Genomic DNA, 16,126 nt, shown 5'->3' on the forward strand with positions numbered 1-16,126 from the left:
TCTAATAGCTACTCTCACACGAGTGAGGTGGCAGCAAAACCGACCAAATTTGTACGCTACTGCGCGTAAATGAGAGCGGTTTTGCTGTTTTGTATTATCTCAAGCCGGCTTTTATAAGAGCCTACCAATTGATAGGCCACATCTTTTTTTTTAGAAATCAAGTAATAGCTAGTCTCACACGAGTGAGGTGGCAGCAAAACCGACCGAATTTGTACGCTCCTGCGCGTAAATGAGAGCGGTTTTGCTGTTTTGTATTATCTCAAGCCGGCTTTTATAAGACCCTACTAATTGGTAGGCCACATCTTTTTTTTAAAATCAACTAATAGCTAGTCTCACACGAGTGAGTCTAATGAGCATTTTTTTTGATTTTAAATATTTTGCAATTATATTCTATTCAACTAGCCCTTTTATCATTCTATTTTTGTCTGGTATAAATACAATGTTTACTTTGGTCATTCATAGAATTCTCATATTATTACAGAAAAAACGCACATATGAAAAGCTTATATTTTACTGGTTTTGTCATGATATTTCAACTGATGAATGCCCAACGAAGTGTTTCTACCTATACATATAACGTAGATAGTGTAGGAGGTGTATCCAGTTTTAACTTTACAGAATATGGCATCACCGAGGATGAGCTTAACAATGCAAGTGGCTCGCCTTATTTGAATAAGGAATTTGCGTATGGTACTATTTCTGTTGGAGACAAGGAGATTGCTTCGATCTTGCGTTATAATATTTTCTTTGATGAAATTGAAATTTCAAAGGTTGTTGATCCCGATGATAAAACTAATATTGGTGGGTTGCTAAAGGATCCCAGTATTAAAGCAAAATTTGATAACAGAACCTTTGTATATATTTCTTCTGGTAACGAAGGAGGATATGTTCAGATATTAACTACCGGAAAACAGTTTGATCTTTATATGAAATCTACCGTAACCTATACACCTCCTTACTACAGCACCAACGGTTATGACACTCCACGACCTGGTAAATTTGAAACAACGAATGCCTTTTATATGGTGTCAAAACAAAATCGATTTATACCGATCCCCCCTAAGCATAAGGATCTTTTAAAAATGATCTCATACAAACAAGCTGAAGTTAAAAAGTATTTAAAAGATAACCGCATTAAGCTCTCTAAGGAAAACGACGTTAAAAAATTCATGGTGTTTTACAATAATCTACAAGGATAAATTCTACCTTTTGGTTCTATTACTTCGCGATATAGACTAGCCAAAGCTGCAACAGGGATAGAACGGATATCCTTTTTGCGCCGGAGGATTTGCGCAAAAAGATAGCAATCATAGCCCGGCAGTTGCTCAAAAGAAAATACAAGAAACTCTATAAGCAGATCTTCTAATTTTTTGAAATTTTAATACCTTTATCATTGTCTTTTAGTTAGACTTTGATAATAGATCTTTTAAACACAATTCCCTAGGTGAGAACTCAAGAAAAAAAGGAAGAATTTTACAATGTAATTACCCACGGGATCGGGTTTTTATTGAGCTTACTTGGATTTGCGTTGTTACTGTTCTTTAAAACATACGAATCATATCAGGGTCTCCTTGGAGTTATACTTTACGGGATTTCACTATCTGTGCTATATTTGGCGTCGACTACCTATCATTATGTGACCAACGAGCGTAAGAAACGTGTATTTAGGGCATTAGATCATATAAGTATTTATTTGCTTATTGCTGGAACTTATTCTCCTGTTGTTTTAATCACCTTAAGTGATAGTAAGGGTTGGCTATTGTTTTGGATCGTTTGGGGTATTGCTCTAGTGGGCACAATTCTCAAAGTATTTTTTACTGGAAGATTTGAAATTATCTCGGTATTTCTATATCTCGTGATGGGTTGGCTGATCGTTTTTGACTTTTCGGCTCTAAAAGATGCTGTAGACACACAGGGTTTATGGCTCTTGATGGGAGGAGGGATGGCCTATACCGTTGGCATAATTTTTTATGCAATGCACAAAGTTAGGTACAGTCATGTTATTTGGCACCTTTTTGTTCTAGCCGGAAGTATTCTTCACTATCTCTTTATATTTTTATTTGTGCTCTAAAGGAAATAGGCGAGGACAATTCCGAAGATAATAGCTGTAATTTTTGCCAGATTAAACTTATGATCTTTACTACTCTCAAAAAGAATGGTAGTTGATACATGCAGGAAAATCCCGATGACAAGTGCCGAAATTTCTATATTATATCGCTTAAATAGTGCTACTTCATTAGAAAGGTAGTTACCAAGCGGTGTCATTAAGGCAAAAAGCACCAGAAATAATATGGTTGTGAGCTTTCTATACCTGGCCTGTATAAAAAATAATGCTAATATAATCGCTACAGGGATCTTATGAACGATGATTCCAATGAATAAGTTGTTATCTTCTGAAATTGGAAACCCTTCTAACAAGGCGTGTAATGACAAACTGAAAAATAATACCCAGGGAAAGGTCTTATCACTAACATGTAAATGAACATGTCCGTGTTCTGCTCCTTTTGAAAAGAATTCTAAGCAAATTTGAAGTAATATTCCGCTCATGATCCAAACGCCAATATGCTCATGATTGGACGTAAAAACTTCAGGGAGTAATTCAAAAACAGTTATAGAAAGTAGAAAGGCTCCACTAAATGCTAGAAATAACTGAAGTTTTGGCGCTTTTGCTTGAATAAGTAGTGCAATTCCGTATCCAAATAATACCGATAAAAAGAGTAATAAATAAACCATGAATGAGCAATCTAATTTTGGTAAAGTGGCTTAGTAATAATAGGTATAAGAGGTTTCTTAATTTGAAATAGTGATTAGACTCTGCGAAAATACTGTATTTTTGTTCTCTATTAAACGGTTTTCGTCAAAATAGTTATTAAGTTGAATTTAAAAGTTCCTTGCCTAAGCAAGGATTAGTATGGGAGAAAATTTTAAAATGGTAGCAAAGACGCTCTACGGAATGGAAGGGTTGTTAGCTGATGAATTACGCAAGCTTGGAGCTTCCAACGTAGAAATTGGAACACGAAATGTTGCATTTGAAGGCGATACAGGGTTTATGTATAAGGCAAACCTTTGCTGCAGAACGGCCATCAAAATTTTAAAACCAATTACGGCATTTAACGTATTTACAGAGGAAGACCTATATAAAAAAGTATATGCTATTCCGTGGGAAAAATATATGGATGCAAAGGGGAGTTTAGCGGTAGATTCTACGGTTTTTTCTGAACAGTTTACTCATTCCCAGTACATTTCACTAAAGACAAAGGATGCTATTGTAGATCGTTTTCGCGATCAAGTAGGGGAGCGTCCGAATGTTGACCTGGATCATCCTACCTTGCGTATTAATGTGCATATTGACAGAAATATCTGTACCATTTCTTTAGATAGCTCCGGACAGTCACTACATAAAAGGGGATATAAGGTTGAAAGCACCATAGCCCCAATTAACGAAGTACTTGCCGCGGGCTTGATCATGCTTTCAGGCTGGCAAGGACAATGTGATTTTCTCGATCCTATGTGTGGTGGTGGAACGATCCTGACCGAAGCTGCCATGATCGCTTGCAATATTCCGCCAAACTTAAACAAGGATGAATTTGGATTTGAAACATGGCCAGATTTTGACGTTGACCTATACGAACTTATTGAGGCTGCTGCGCTAAAGAAGATCCGTGATTTTAGATATAAGATTTATGGGTATGACATTGACCCATTTACGGTAAAAAAGGCAAAAGAAAATATAAAGAGTGCCAATTTACAGGACTTTATAGAGGTTAAGGCACAAGATTTTTTTGAAAGTAAAAAAGAAGGAGAACGGCCTATTCATCTTGTTTTCAATCCACCGTATGATGAGCGAATTTCCATTGATGATATGGAAAAGTTCTATGGAAATATTGGAAATACATTAAAGCGAGGTTATCCTGGAACACAGGCCTGGATGATCACTGCCAATATGGAGGCGTTAAAATGTGTTGGATTACGACCTTCGAAGCGAATCAAAGTATATAATGGAAAGCTTGAAAGTAAATTTGTTAAGTACGAGATGTACGAAGGCAGTAAAAAAGCAAAGAAGCAGTAATTATTTTTTATACAGGGGTATTAAATAAGAGATCGTATAGCCATAACCCGCTCCAAACTTGCTATAATCGTATGTTCTATTAAAACCGGGAATATATACATTGTCAAAACCGTCGGGTTTATCTTCTGTGATCTTTCGTTTTAACTGCAGATTTATCGATAAATAAAGGTTATTGGCCACTTCCGTTTTAATTCCAACAATAAGCTCGGCCCAGTGCGCGGTCAATCCTTTGTCTTCTTGATTTACAACGATTACTTCAGATGGGAATGTCTGATCTGTTGTATAAACGCTGTACGACACCAGTTCTTGCTTAAACGTTGAAAAACCGTAGCGCAATCCTGCAAAAATGGCATTGTTTAGTCCGAACCAGTTTTTATTCGCGTTAAAATCGGCTCCCAGTTTTAAATAGCTTCCTGATGTAGTTATGTTAAGATTTGGTTCTGTATAATCTTTCGTTTCATTACCCAATTCTGCTGCTGCATAGAATCGGTCCGCGAAACGAAAATCTCCCATGATCTCAAAACCAGAATAACCGTCTTCTAAAGCGGTTCGTAGTGGTTTTGCTAGATCTGCGCCTAAGCGGAGTCCGTATTTGGTCTTTTTAAGCAAGCTATCTGTAGGCTTCTCTGTTGTTTGTGCTTCCGAAGTAGAAAACACACAAAATATGCTAATGCAAAATAGTAAGGTGTGCTTCAGTTTCATCTTCGATGTTTGTTTTCAAAATTATAAATGAAGTGATCCAGAAGGCATCCCCGTCATTTTCTCTGTTAACTCTAAGATTGGCGTATAGTGTGCGAAAGGAACACGCTCTGTTTACATAATCGTCAACGCGGTTATACTCAAAGGTAAGAACATCACTATTTTCATCATCTTCATTCCCAGCGAGTTCAATAAAACGAAAAGAAGACAGATCGCTTCCTGTATTTAGAGGAATCGCGATAGAATCTGTTGCTGCGCTTGAATAATAAACCAATGTAGGATCATCTCCCGTAGTCTCAATTCGTAGGCTATCAACACTTTTTGTCAAGCCTGGGTTCGCTCTGTCTTTAAAATTGATCACTAGTAGTGGCGTTGATGGTGTCTCTTCAGGACAGATGTCATCACGTGTGCAACCAAGGAAAAGGCTCAAAATAAGAGTAAAAATCAACCCTCTTTTTAATAATAGCATAAAAATTTTCTCGTTGCTCATAGTGTTTATCTCCTTTCCAAAAGTACAACATTTTCTACATGATGTGTCTGCGGAAACATATCTACCGCCTGTACTTTTGTGACTTTGTACTGTGAGTCTAATAACGCAAGATCACGTGCTTGTGTTGCGCTGTTGCAACTTACATAAATGATCTTTGGTGCTGAAATTTCTAGGAGTTGTGCTACTACATCGGCATGCATGCCATCTCTAGGAGGATCGGTAATGATCACATCGGGAGTACCATGTGCGTTGATAAAGTCTTGATTAAAGACTTTTTTCATATCGCCAACATAAAACTCGGTATTTTCTATACCGTTAAGCAGCGCATTTTCTTTTGCAGCTTCAATGGCATCGGGAACCGATTCTACTCCAATAACTTTCGCTGCGTTTTTAGCAACAAACTGTGCAATGGTTCCGGTTCCTGTGTAAAGATCAAAAACAACTTCATTGCCTGTAAGACCGGCAAAATCTCTAGTAATTTTATATAATTCGTATGCTTGCTCGCTATTGGTTTGATAAAAGGACTTCGCGTTAATTTTAAACAATAGACCTTCCATAGATTCCATAATATGGTCTTTTCCTGCGTAACAGATCACTTCTTGATCATATAAAGTGTCATTTCCTTTGCTATTAATCACGTATTGAAGCGAGGTAATGTTTGGGAATTCTTCGGAAACCGCATCGAGCAATAGCTTTCTGTTGGTCTCATCTTCGTGATAAAATTGAATTAACACCATTACATCTCCTGTACTTGAGGTGCGTATCATCAAGGTTCTTAAAAATCCTTCCTGCTTGCGTGTATTAAAGAAGGAAAGGCTAAGAGCTTCTGCTTTTGCTTTTACAAAGTCACGAATCTGATTGCTAGGATCACGTTGTAAATGACAAATTTCGAGATCTAAGATCTTATCCCACATACCGGGAATATGAAAACCGAGTGCATTTCTGTCTTCTATGACCTTATCGCTCTTTATTTGGTCTAGTGTGAGCCATTTACTATCGCTAAATGAAAATTCCATTTTGTTTCGATAGTAATATTGCTCTTTAGAACCGAGAATAGGAATGATCGCGGGTAGCTCGATTTTCCCAATTCGTTTTAGATTATTTTCAACTTCTTTTTGTTTATAGAACAATTGATGTTCATAGCCCATATTTTGCCATTTACAACCTCCACAGGTTCCAAAATGAATACATTTGGGTTGTACGCGTTTATCAGAATATTTAGAAACGGAAATAGCAGTTCCTTCGTAATACGCCTTACGCTTTTTATTTGTTTGAACGGTCACAACGTCACCTGGAACTGCATTGTCAATAAAAACAACGCGCCCGTCATCTGCCTTTGCTATAGATTTTCCCTTAGCACCTGCGTCAATGACCTCTAAATCCTCAAGGATGACTCTCTTGGTTTTACTTCTTCCCATAGCCGCAAAAATACTATAATTAGCACGGTTAATATATTGGGTTGGGCATAAAAAATTAGATAATAATTTAGTAATTTGCGCATCTAAGGATGATTTCTCTCCTCCGCTGAATTTTCGAGTCTTCGGAAGAATAAAGGTACAGTAGGAATTTTATAATATTTCACATTAAAATTTTATGTTATGTCTGTAACAAATCAAACCTTGTCGCAACAGGCGATCGATCTAGAAAACAAATATGGAGCTCATAATTATCACCCACTGCCAGTGGTTTTGGCTCGGGGAGAAGGTGTTTACGTTTGGGATGTAGAAGGGAAAAAATACTACGATTTTCTTTCGGCTTATTCGGCTGTAAATCAAGGGCATTGTCATCCTAAGATTGTAGATGCAATGACCAAACAAGCCCAAACTTTATCATTAACATCGCGAGCATTTTATAATGATATGTTGGGGAAGTATGAAAAATTTGCTTCTGAATATTTTAAATTCGATAAGCTTTTACCAATGAATACAGGCGCTGAAGCTGTTGAGACAGCTTTAAAGATCTGTAGAAAGTGGGCGTACGAAAAGAAAGGTATTGATGAAAACCAAGCCGAAATTATTGTCTGTGAGAATAATTTCCACGGAAGAACTACAACCATCATTTCATTTTCAAATGATCCGGTAGCGCGTAAAAACTTTGGTCCGTATACAGCTGGCTTTATAAAAGTTGCTTACGACGATCTTTCAGCACTAGAGGAAGCGCTTCAGAATAAAAACGTTGCGGGCTTTCTTGTAGAGCCAATTCAGGGAGAAGCTGGTGTTTATGTTCCTGCAAACGATTATTTGATCAAGGCAAAAGCGTTGTGTGAAAAGCACAATGTATTGTTTATCGCAGATGAAGTACAAACGGGAATTGCCAGAACAGGACGTTTATTGGCTACTTGTGGCAACTGTTCTTGTGAAAACAAAGATTGTAGTGGAACTCCAGACGTTAAACCAGATATATTAATTCTTGGAAAGGCACTTAGTGGCGGGGCATATCCTGTTTCTGCTGTTTTGGCGAACAATCACATTATGGAAGTAATTAGACCTGGAAACCACGGTTCTACTTTTGGTGGTAATCCTATAGCCGCTGCGGTTGCAATGGCAGCATTGAGTGTGGTAAAGGAAGAGAAATTAGCAAACAATGCAGACAGGCTAGGGGAGCTTTTTAGAAGCGAAATTCAAAAGTATATAGAAACGAGTACCATTGCTAATTTAGTGCGTGGGAAGGGGCTTCTAAACGCCATTGTGATCAATGATGCCGAAGATAGCGATACAGCCTGGAACATCTGTATGAGGTTACGTGACAACGGACTACTTGCAAAACCAACACACGGAAATATTATTCGTTTTGCACCACCCTTGGTAATGACCGAAGAGCAATTGATGGATTGTGTTTCAATTATTACAAAAACATTAAAGGAATTCGAAAAGTAGATCTCCTTTTGTCTAACTATCTAAAAAAGCGGCCCTAAAGCCGCTTTTTTTTATTTTGATAGTTTTATATTTAAAAACTACATTCCGTATTCGCGCATCATTTCTTCATTCATTTGCATGATTCCATCGGCACCTACGGTTGCAAAAAGGTAAATTACATACACCAAATAGACGGCACTAAGAATAGTTCCAATAATGGCTAAAATTTTACCTGTCTTTACATTGCCATAACCCGTATATAATTCTGGGTTGGCCATATATTCTGCAGTTGCCTTTTTAGACAAAACCAAAGCTATAATTCCAAAGATAAGTCCGAGGCCATAACAGCAACAGGTCACTATAGAAATTATACCGAATACAAGAATAAGAGTTGCGTTGGGTAATTTTTGTTGTTCCATATTTAAGATTGGTTGATTAATACATCTTAAATATAGTATAAAATAATGAGATGTAACAATATAGAACGCAGTGGAGTACTACATATATTTGCTCATTTTTATAGCGTAACTCACTACAATAATGGCAATGTTAAGGAAGAGAAGCCCCATTTTGATTTTATAATCGTATTTAAATTTTACAAAGAAATTAAATACGACTAGAGCTAATAGAAGAATAATGGTATAAATGGCGGGATACATCTTAAATGCTGCAACAAATTCGCCTTTAAATAATAAGGCTGCGGCACGTTGGGTGCCACAGCCTAAACATTCTACACCGAAGATTTGCTTATTTGTACATGTAAGCATGTAATCTTCGAGTCCTTCAAGAATCATAGAAGGTTAATTGTTATTGTATACTGTAATTTTATGATCAATAGCGAAGTTGTCTTTAGTCAACATTTTCACTAAATAAACCCCATCGCTTAAGTTTCCAGTTGGGAAAGTAAAGGAATTACTACTACCTAAATTCACTTTGCTTAAAACTAAACGTCCACCCATATCATAAATATTAGCCGAACCTACGTCGTAACCTTCTGGGTTAGCAACTTGCAGTTGACCAATTCGATTGTCTTGGAAGAAATCCATAGAAGCAACCGCTTTTTCTTGTGCTTTTGTACCATCAGATGAATCTGTAGCTTCACGCAAACCTCTAAATACAATATAGAATCTGTTGTCGTAATTACCAGCATCTAAACTTAAGTTGGCTACATTATCACCAGAGATACTTTGATACGTGTTATTAGAACTATCCCAAAGATAAGCAGCAGGGTAGGGTTTATTAACTTCCTCTGATGTCCCTACTTCTAAAGTAGTTTGTTGTCTAATGTTAAAAGCGATAGGCACACGTTTTCCTATCTCATAATTAATTGTTTGAATCACATATAGATCTCTATCAGCATCTTCGCCAATTGGGAAACTAGCATCAGTACCTGAAGCTGGATCTGGATTCTTTCCGTCAAAACCACGATCGAAACCATCGGTAGCTTCATCAGAGAAGGCTAAAACCATATCTCTAAAGTGCGACTCGCCAAACATTGTAAAGATTCTCATATGTGGAATTCTATCGTCTGGTAAGGTTGCAGGATCTGAAGAACCACTACCTGTACTTCCTCCACCTGTTCCGGTAACAGCACCAGAATCACTTAGCGTAGGACCGTTTTCAGCACTCTTAAATACCGAACCATTAGTACCCTCTTTAATATAACGACGGTGTGAATTTTTAATAGAGATACTGTTTGCCGTAACATCACCACCTGAAGTAGCAGCACCAACAACAACAAAACCTTGCCCAATTGGAGCAAAACGTCTGTCGTACATTAATCCAGCATCATCACCTGGTGCTATAGGTAAAGGGTTACCTGCGGCATCATATGCAACAAATGTTGGTAATGTATAGAGTCCAGGATTTGTTCCATTAGGATCACTGCCCATAGGAACCCAAGTTCCAAAACCACCTTTATTGGCTACATATAAATGAGAGTTGATCGAGCGATCTTCATCCCAATATAAAATTTCTGTTATTTCTGAATTGTCTGCATCGTAAAACATACGATTTAGATCTAGGGCCGAAGGATAAGGGTTACCAGTTAGTAACGGACTCCCAACGCCTGTTGGAACAGTAATCGTTCCATTGTGTGGACGACCTCTAAAATCATAATTCTGATTTTGAGCATCCGTATGAATATCACCTCCTGCTGGAGTAACATCAGTACCTTTCATGGTAAAACCATATCCAGCTGGAACATTGTTGTTTGTTCCAATAGCTTGATAACCTGCAGCGGCGGTTTGTTTGTACAACCATCGTCTAGAAATAGTCAATGGAGTAGAACTACCATTATATGCAGAGGTAATACCAGTTGTGTACGAATCAGTATCGTCTGTAATACCATTAACTCTTAAAATCCCGAAGCTTCTATTTCCAGCAGGACCTGAAGCAAAACCTACTGGTGCGCTCCAAAAGTTGTAATCATATGAATCTGAATTACTATCTTGATAAACCGACAAAGTACCATTTCCGATGTTATTAGAAGCCGTTGCTCCCTGAATCAATTGTGAGTCATTTCGTAAATAAACACTTGACTCAAAGTTTCCTGTTGGATTTGGTTGTAAATTCACATCTTGCTCAACAAAGAGTATTTGATCATTTACATAGACATAGGATTCATCGGTGCCGTTCGGTTGAACATAGAGTTGCGCACAAGCGCTGGCTGCAACCATAAATACGGTTGCATTAAGTAGTAGGTTTTTCATAAAGTTACATTTAGTGTACTCATTCCTGGGGAAAATTCGTACATATTACGCGCTAAAATTAATACAATTTTTTGAATTACAGGACTTTTGCCCTAAATAATCGATTAAATGTACTTATTAACGTTGAAATATTTCTACGGAATATGTAATTTCACCACCTAAAATTTAGCTTTTTTATGAAAAAAGGAGATCATGTTGCAGTATTAGATGATGTCATATCTGGAATTGTAACGGCTATGAATAATTCTGAAGTTACTATAGAAACTTCCGATGGTTTTCCTATGACCTTTCCCAAAAATGAGTTGGTTGTAATGAATGACCTTATAGATGATACGGCTTTATTTTCAAGGGATGTTTCCGAAGTAATTTCAGAAAAAACCATAAAAAAGAATCAAAATACCAAACGAGTAAAGCCTAAAGAGCGGATTTTACCGCCTATGGTGGTCGATTTGCACATACATCAGTTGGTTCCTAAATCAAAAGGCTTGTCGAATTATGAAATGTTGAATATTCAAATGGATACCGCAAAGCGGCAACTTGAATTTGCCATCAGTAAACGTATTCAGCGCCTCGTTTTTATACACGGTGTAGGCGAAGGTGTATTGCGGAGCGAATTGGAGTTCTTTTTAAATCGCTATGAAAATATTCAATTCTATGACGCCGACTTTCAGAAATATGGCCGTGGTGCTACCGAAGTATATATTTTTCAGAACAAAACGACTAGTTAAAAATTGGTGTCTCTGTTTCGGTTGTATTCACAATGTTTTCAATAGAACCTAAATCCAGACTCTCCTGAATAATACTTTCATTATCGGTTCTTAACTCTAATCCCGAAATAAATATATTGATCGAACTTTGTAAACTGTAGGAGTGCAATATGTATTCGTCAATAATATCTTCATTAACAATAGTATCGTCTAAGTAATCTGGAATGCCATCACCATTCGTGTCGGTTTGTGTAGGATCTAAACCTCCTTCAGCCTCGTAGCGGGTAAGTATGGTGTCATCATCATCATCTGGGTCTAAATAATCTGGAATGGTGTCTCCGTCAGTGTCTGCAGGCTCATCACCAGATCCTAGCTCTATAATGGTAAGCACATTATCACCATCGTCGTCGGCATCGTAATAATCAGGTATCCCATCCATGTCTGTATCGATATCATCGTCAATAGCTTCTTCAACACCATCAAGATCGTCACGCACCACAATTTTGCCCATAGTAACGGTACCTGAGTTACCAACATACTCAACAGAAACCTGCGGCGACTCTGGCGGAACATTATTACAAAAGTAACTTGCTGTAATATCGCCATTGTACTTTCGGTAGTTGGCAAAATTTGTAGTTCCGTTAAGCACAAAAGTTCTGTTTGCAGGATTTTTAAAGTTTTCTACGGAAGTTTCCAAGCTTAATGAAAGACTCTCATTAGCATCAGTATTGAGCTTAAAAAAGACGTAGTTTTCGGGTCCTCCGCAACTTTGAAGTGTCTGATCTTCAAAATCAAAGGAAGTTACAATGATTTCGCCATCATCACAACTACTAAAAAATACAATACAGCAAAGCACTAAAAGAATTTTATTCATGATCTTTCTTCAGAATTTACGATAACAAAGTAACGCATTTCTTCGGGATGTAAGTATAATTTAATATGTATTTTTGCACCCTATGAAAAAAGTATATTTAGATAGCGCCGCTACCACACAGCTCAGACCTGAAGTGATAAGATGCATTACTGAGGTTTTAAAAACTGAATACGGAAACCCTTCATCTACACATGCTTATGGTAGGTCATCTAAATCATTACTAGAGAATTCACGGAAAGAAATTGCGGCTCATTTTAATGTATCTGCAGCCGAAATAATTTTTACTAGCGGAGGTACGGAGGCTGACAACTTAATTTTAAATAGCTGTGTACGTGACCTTGGGGTCAAACACATTATTTCAAGTAAAATTGAGCATCATGCTGTCTTACACACATTAGATCAATTAAAGGAACAACACGAAATTACGGTAAGTTATGTTCAGATCGATCCATCGGGTCATGTAAATTACGAGCATTTAGAATCCTTATTAAATTCTTCAGAAGACAAAATCCTAGTTTCTCTTATGCATGTCAATAATGAGATAGGAAATAAACTTGATTTATTGAGAGTGGCAAAGCTTTGCAAGCAACACGAAGCACTATTTCATAGCGACACGGTACAATCTATTGGGCATTTCGCTTTAGATCTTTCTACGATACCCGTAGATTTTGCGGTTGCGGCAGCTCATAAGTTTCACGGACCAAAAGGTGCTGGTTTTGCTTTTATTCGAAAGAACACAGGACTTAAACCATTAATTTTTGGAGGCGAACAGGAGCGCGGACTACGAGCTGGAACAGAGCCAGTTTACGCTATTGCAGGCATGGCCGAAGCATTAAGGATGTCGTATCACAATTTAGATAAAGAGCAGGCTTATATCACCGAATTAAAAGATTATTTTAAAAAAGAGCTCGTAAATGCAATTCCGGATATTCATTTTAATGGTTCTTGTGGAGACAACGAGCGAAGCACTTATACCTTGTTGAATGTTTGTTTGCCAATTACTTCGGAAAAGGGCTTATTGCTGTTATTTCAGCTCGACCTTAATGGGATTGCATGTTCTAAAGGAAGCGCTTGCCAGAGTGGGAGCAGCAAAGGATCACATGTTTTAGAGGAATTTCTTTCCACAGAACACAAAAACAGACCGTCTATCCGGTTCTCATTTTCAAGCTTTAATACCAAAGACGAGATTGATTACGTAGTTGAAACGCTTAAAAAGTTTGTTGAAGATGCCCAATAAGCATGCCCTGCTTTAAAATTTCATTGTAGCACGTACGTTGTAAACACGAGGTGTTAAGTAGTTTGGAATGGCATATTGCACTTTCGTGTATACATCACGTACATAAGTGTTAGTGATGGAGTTTTGAACATCAAACATATTGAAAACTTCTGCGCCAATAGATAATTCTTTAAATACCTTTAAAAAACCACTTTCACGTAACTTATCCTCATTGACGATCACATATGACACGCCAATATCGGCTCGTTTGTAATCTGGAAGTCGTGTTTGAAAATCATACGGATCAGCGTAACTAGGAGAACCTCCAGGAAGTCCCGTGTTATACACTAAATTCAAGTACATTTTAAGATCAGGAATTACCTTTACGTAGTCCTGAAAAAGCACACCAAATTTGAGACGTTGATCTGTTGGTCTAAAAATGTAACCACGATCCTCAATGTTTTCTTCTGTTTTAAGATATCCTAAACTTACCCAACTTTCGGTTCCAGGGACAAATTCACCCGCCAGTCGCAGGTCTAGACCATAGGCGTAGGCAATAGCATTATTGGTTGCGCGATAGCGAATACGTACGTTTTCTAACGTATAGGGGTTAACATCGGTTAGGCTTTTGTAGTAAAGTTCACTGTTTAAGGTAAAAGGTCTGTCCCAAAGATCAAAACTATAATCGTTTCCTAAAACAATGTGAACCGATTGTTGCGCCTTTACATTAGGTCGAACAGTTCCGGTAGAATCACGCAATTCTCTATAAAAGGGAGGTTGGTGATACAAACCACCCGAAATACGAAATAGCATATCCATGTCCCAATCTGGCTTTAAGGTAGCTTGAGCACGCGGACTAAAGGTAGTCTGGGTTACACTTTCAATGCCATCTCCGCTCACAGTCCAGTTGTGCGCTCTAACACCGGCGTTTAGCCAAACTTCGTTATTGCCTAAAGAAGTACGGCGACTCCATTGGGCATATCCAGAGATACGATTGATCTGAACATCGTTTTGTGCTCGAATGTCTGTAAAAGGAACAATAGGGGAGTCGAAGGGCTCGTAAGGCTGATTGTTTGAATAATCAACAATGGGTGGCCTAATTGAGAATCCTGCCGAATCAATGATCTCGTACTCCTGAACACGATCACGAATATCTTCCATTGTGTATTTAAGTCCGTATTCAAACGTATTTTCGTCTGCCGTAATATTTCCTTTATGCTCAATATTTACAATAAGGGCATCAAGGTCATTTCTTGCATGAGTAAGCTGTGATCCTATACCTTCGCTAAATTCAACTTCTCCGAGGTTTTCGCTTCCAATATCAGTATTTACTTCTCCCAAACGGTATTGAGCAAGTATATCAAAGTATTCTTGTTCTTGTGTATGATATACAGAACCGATCAATTTTGCGGTAAAATTTTCTGAAACATCATAACTCGCTTTTAAGGCACCAAAATAGGTATCGTAACTGTCTTGTTCTTCCCCTTCATAAAAAACGAGAAGCGCAATAGGATCTGCGAGTGTACCGAAATTTGTTTGACGTGTTAAGGGTTGATAGTCGTATTTATTAATGGCTATATTTCCGAGGAAACCCAATTCAAGCTTATCGTTTACCTTATAGGTCAAATAGGTTTGCGCGTCTGCAAATCTCGGAGTAAAGTTGGTTTCGGTTTGTTTAGCATCTACAAAGAGACTGTTGTCGCGATAGCGTAAACCAACAATTCCGGTAAGTCGGCCATTTTTCGAAATACCTTCCGCAGAAAGACTCGCTCCTAATAAACTAAGATCTGCTGTAGCGCCAAAATCGCTAGGACGGCGATAGGTTATATCTAATACAGACGACAATTTGTCACCGTATTTGGCTTGAAAACCACCTGCCGAAAAATCTACATTTGATGTGAGGTCGCTGTTCACAAAGCTTAAACCTTCTTGTTGGCCACTTCGCACCAAAAATGGGCGATAGACCTCTACTTCGTTTACATACACAAGATTTTCATCGTAATTTCCACCACGAACCGAATATTGTGTACTTAATTCATTGTTTCCGTTAACTCCTGGGAGTGATTTTAGCAAGTTTTCAACCCCTGCATTTGCACCTGGGATCTTACGAATCGCTTCCGGACTAATTGATGTAATACCTTCGACGCGACGGTTTTCTCTTCCTGAGATCACAATGTCTGGCAGTTGCTCAAGATCTGTTTTGAGTTGCGGATTGAACTCGTAATCTTCGTTGGGCGATAAATTCAACTTGATCACCGCATTTTTATGGCTTACGTGACTGTAGGTGAGGGTTACTACCTGATTAGCGGGTATCTCTATGATATAAAATCCATTAAAATCGGTTGTAGTTCCTCCGCCATCAAAGGTTATGTTTACTTGCGGTAGCGGCATGCTATCGTCACTCAAAATGACCCCGCGGACGGTTGCCGTTTGAGCAAAAGCAAATGTGGAAACTAATAGAAGGATGGATAGTAGCGTGAATTGTCTTGTCTTCAAAAGCAAAAA

Annotated in this window: 15 protein-coding genes; 6 read left to right on the forward strand and 9 right to left on the reverse strand. The window is 38.0% G+C overall.

Features of this window, described 5'->3' with window-relative positions; all coding sequences use genetic code 11:
• Positions 1–494: 494 nt before the first annotated feature.
• Both ACY2RU_RS05740 and trhA read left to right on the forward strand, forming a co-directional pair.
• Entirely contained in the window at positions 495–1,199 is a 705-nt protein-coding gene (locus tag ACY2RU_RS05740) for a hypothetical protein (RefSeq protein ID WP_490137476.1), read from the forward strand.
• A gap of 245 nt (positions 1,200–1,444) precedes the next feature.
• Positions 1,445–2,071: a PAQR family membrane homeostasis protein TrhA gene (trhA, locus tag ACY2RU_RS05745; RefSeq protein ID WP_490137477.1), complete on the forward strand. Its 627-nt coding sequence runs from the start codon at positions 1,445–1,447 to the stop codon at positions 2,069–2,071.
• Here trhA and ACY2RU_RS05750 read toward each other — a convergent pair.
• Positions 2,068–2,733, reverse strand: coding sequence for a ZIP family metal transporter (locus tag ACY2RU_RS05750; protein WP_490137478.1), 666 nt, complete (start codon positions 2,731–2,733; stop codon positions 2,068–2,070). The two genes, trhA and ACY2RU_RS05750, sit on opposite strands and share 4 nt — an antisense overlap.
• 178 nt (positions 2,734–2,911) lie before the next feature.
• Here ACY2RU_RS05750 and ACY2RU_RS05755 point away from each other — a divergent pair, with 178 nt between their 5' ends.
• Positions 2,912–4,069 (forward strand): THUMP domain-containing class I SAM-dependent RNA methyltransferase, encoded by a 1,158-nt coding sequence (locus ACY2RU_RS05755; RefSeq protein WP_490137479.1) that lies wholly within the window; start codon positions 2,912–2,914, stop codon positions 4,067–4,069.
• Here the strand turns inward: ACY2RU_RS05755 and ACY2RU_RS05760 are convergent, their stop codons facing one another.
• The 3 genes from ACY2RU_RS05760 to rlmD are packed head-to-tail and all read right to left on the reverse strand — an operon-like array spanning position 4,070 to position 6,676.
• Positions 4,070–4,771 (reverse strand): DUF6048 family protein, encoded by a 702-nt coding sequence (locus ACY2RU_RS05760; RefSeq protein WP_490137480.1) that lies wholly within the window; start codon positions 4,769–4,771, stop codon positions 4,070–4,072.
• Positions 4,737–5,258: a DUF6452 family protein gene (locus tag ACY2RU_RS05765; RefSeq protein ID WP_490137481.1), complete on the reverse strand. Its 522-nt coding sequence runs from the start codon at positions 5,256–5,258 to the stop codon at positions 4,737–4,739. Before ACY2RU_RS05765 ends, ACY2RU_RS05760 begins: the two co-directional genes overlap by 35 nt.
• A 5-nt stretch (positions 5,259–5,263) precedes the next feature.
• Complete coding sequence (gene rlmD / locus ACY2RU_RS05770; protein WP_490137482.1) at positions 5,264–6,676, reverse strand: 23S rRNA (uracil(1939)-C(5))-methyltransferase RlmD; 1,413 nt, start codon at positions 6,674–6,676, stop codon at positions 5,264–5,266.
• A gap of 180 nt (positions 6,677–6,856) precedes the next feature.
• Between rlmD and rocD the strand changes: the two genes are divergently transcribed.
• A complete protein-coding gene (gene rocD / locus ACY2RU_RS05775) occupies positions 6,857–8,134 on the forward strand; it encodes an ornithine--oxo-acid transaminase (RefSeq protein ID WP_490137483.1) in 1,278 nt (425 codons plus the stop codon).
• A 77-nt stretch (positions 8,135–8,211) separates the two neighbouring features.
• Here the strand turns inward: rocD and ACY2RU_RS05780 are convergent, their stop codons facing one another.
• From ACY2RU_RS05780 to ACY2RU_RS05790, 3 genes are all read right to left on the reverse strand, one after another.
• Positions 8,212–8,532, reverse strand: a complete 321-nt coding sequence (locus ACY2RU_RS05780; RefSeq protein WP_490137484.1) for a CCC motif membrane protein — start codon at positions 8,530–8,532, stop codon at positions 8,212–8,214.
• A 78-nt stretch (positions 8,533–8,610) separates the two neighbouring features.
• The gene (locus ACY2RU_RS05785) at positions 8,611–8,907 is read right to left on the reverse strand and encodes a DUF2752 domain-containing protein (protein WP_490137485.1); all 297 of its coding nucleotides are present in this window, start codon (positions 8,905–8,907) and stop codon (positions 8,611–8,613) included.
• 6 nt (positions 8,908–8,913) lie between these two features.
• Positions 8,914–10,824 carry a DUF8693 domain-containing protein gene (locus tag ACY2RU_RS05790; RefSeq protein ID WP_490137486.1) on the reverse strand — a complete coding sequence of 637 codons (1,911 nt, stop codon included), beginning with the start codon at positions 10,822–10,824 and terminating at the stop codon, positions 8,914–8,916.
• Between the two features lie 176 nt (positions 10,825–11,000).
• Between ACY2RU_RS05790 and ACY2RU_RS05795 the strand changes: the two genes are divergently transcribed.
• On the forward strand, positions 11,001–11,552 hold the full coding sequence (locus tag ACY2RU_RS05795) for a DUF8465 domain-containing protein (protein WP_490137487.1): 552 nt from the start codon (positions 11,001–11,003) through the stop codon (positions 11,550–11,552).
• On the opposite strand, the gene ACY2RU_RS05800 is transcribed toward ACY2RU_RS05795, so the two are convergent.
• Complete coding sequence (locus tag ACY2RU_RS05800) at positions 11,545–12,405, reverse strand: hypothetical protein (RefSeq protein WP_490137488.1); 861 nt, start codon at positions 12,403–12,405, stop codon at positions 11,545–11,547. The two genes, ACY2RU_RS05795 and ACY2RU_RS05800, sit on opposite strands and share 8 nt — an antisense overlap.
• Before the next feature lie 82 nt (positions 12,406–12,487).
• Between ACY2RU_RS05800 and ACY2RU_RS05805 the strand changes: the two genes are divergently transcribed.
• Entirely contained in the window at positions 12,488–13,642 is a 1,155-nt protein-coding gene (locus ACY2RU_RS05805) for a cysteine desulfurase family protein (RefSeq protein ID WP_490137489.1), read from the forward strand.
• 12 nt (positions 13,643–13,654) lie between these two features.
• Here ACY2RU_RS05805 and ACY2RU_RS05810 read toward each other — a convergent pair whose 3' ends face one another.
• Complete coding sequence (locus ACY2RU_RS05810; RefSeq protein ID WP_490137490.1) at positions 13,655–16,117, reverse strand: TonB-dependent receptor; 2,463 nt, start codon at positions 16,115–16,117, stop codon at positions 13,655–13,657.
• Positions 16,118–16,126 lie beyond the last annotated feature (9 nt).

This window comes from Ulvibacter sp. 2305UL32-6 (assembly GCF_058148545.1).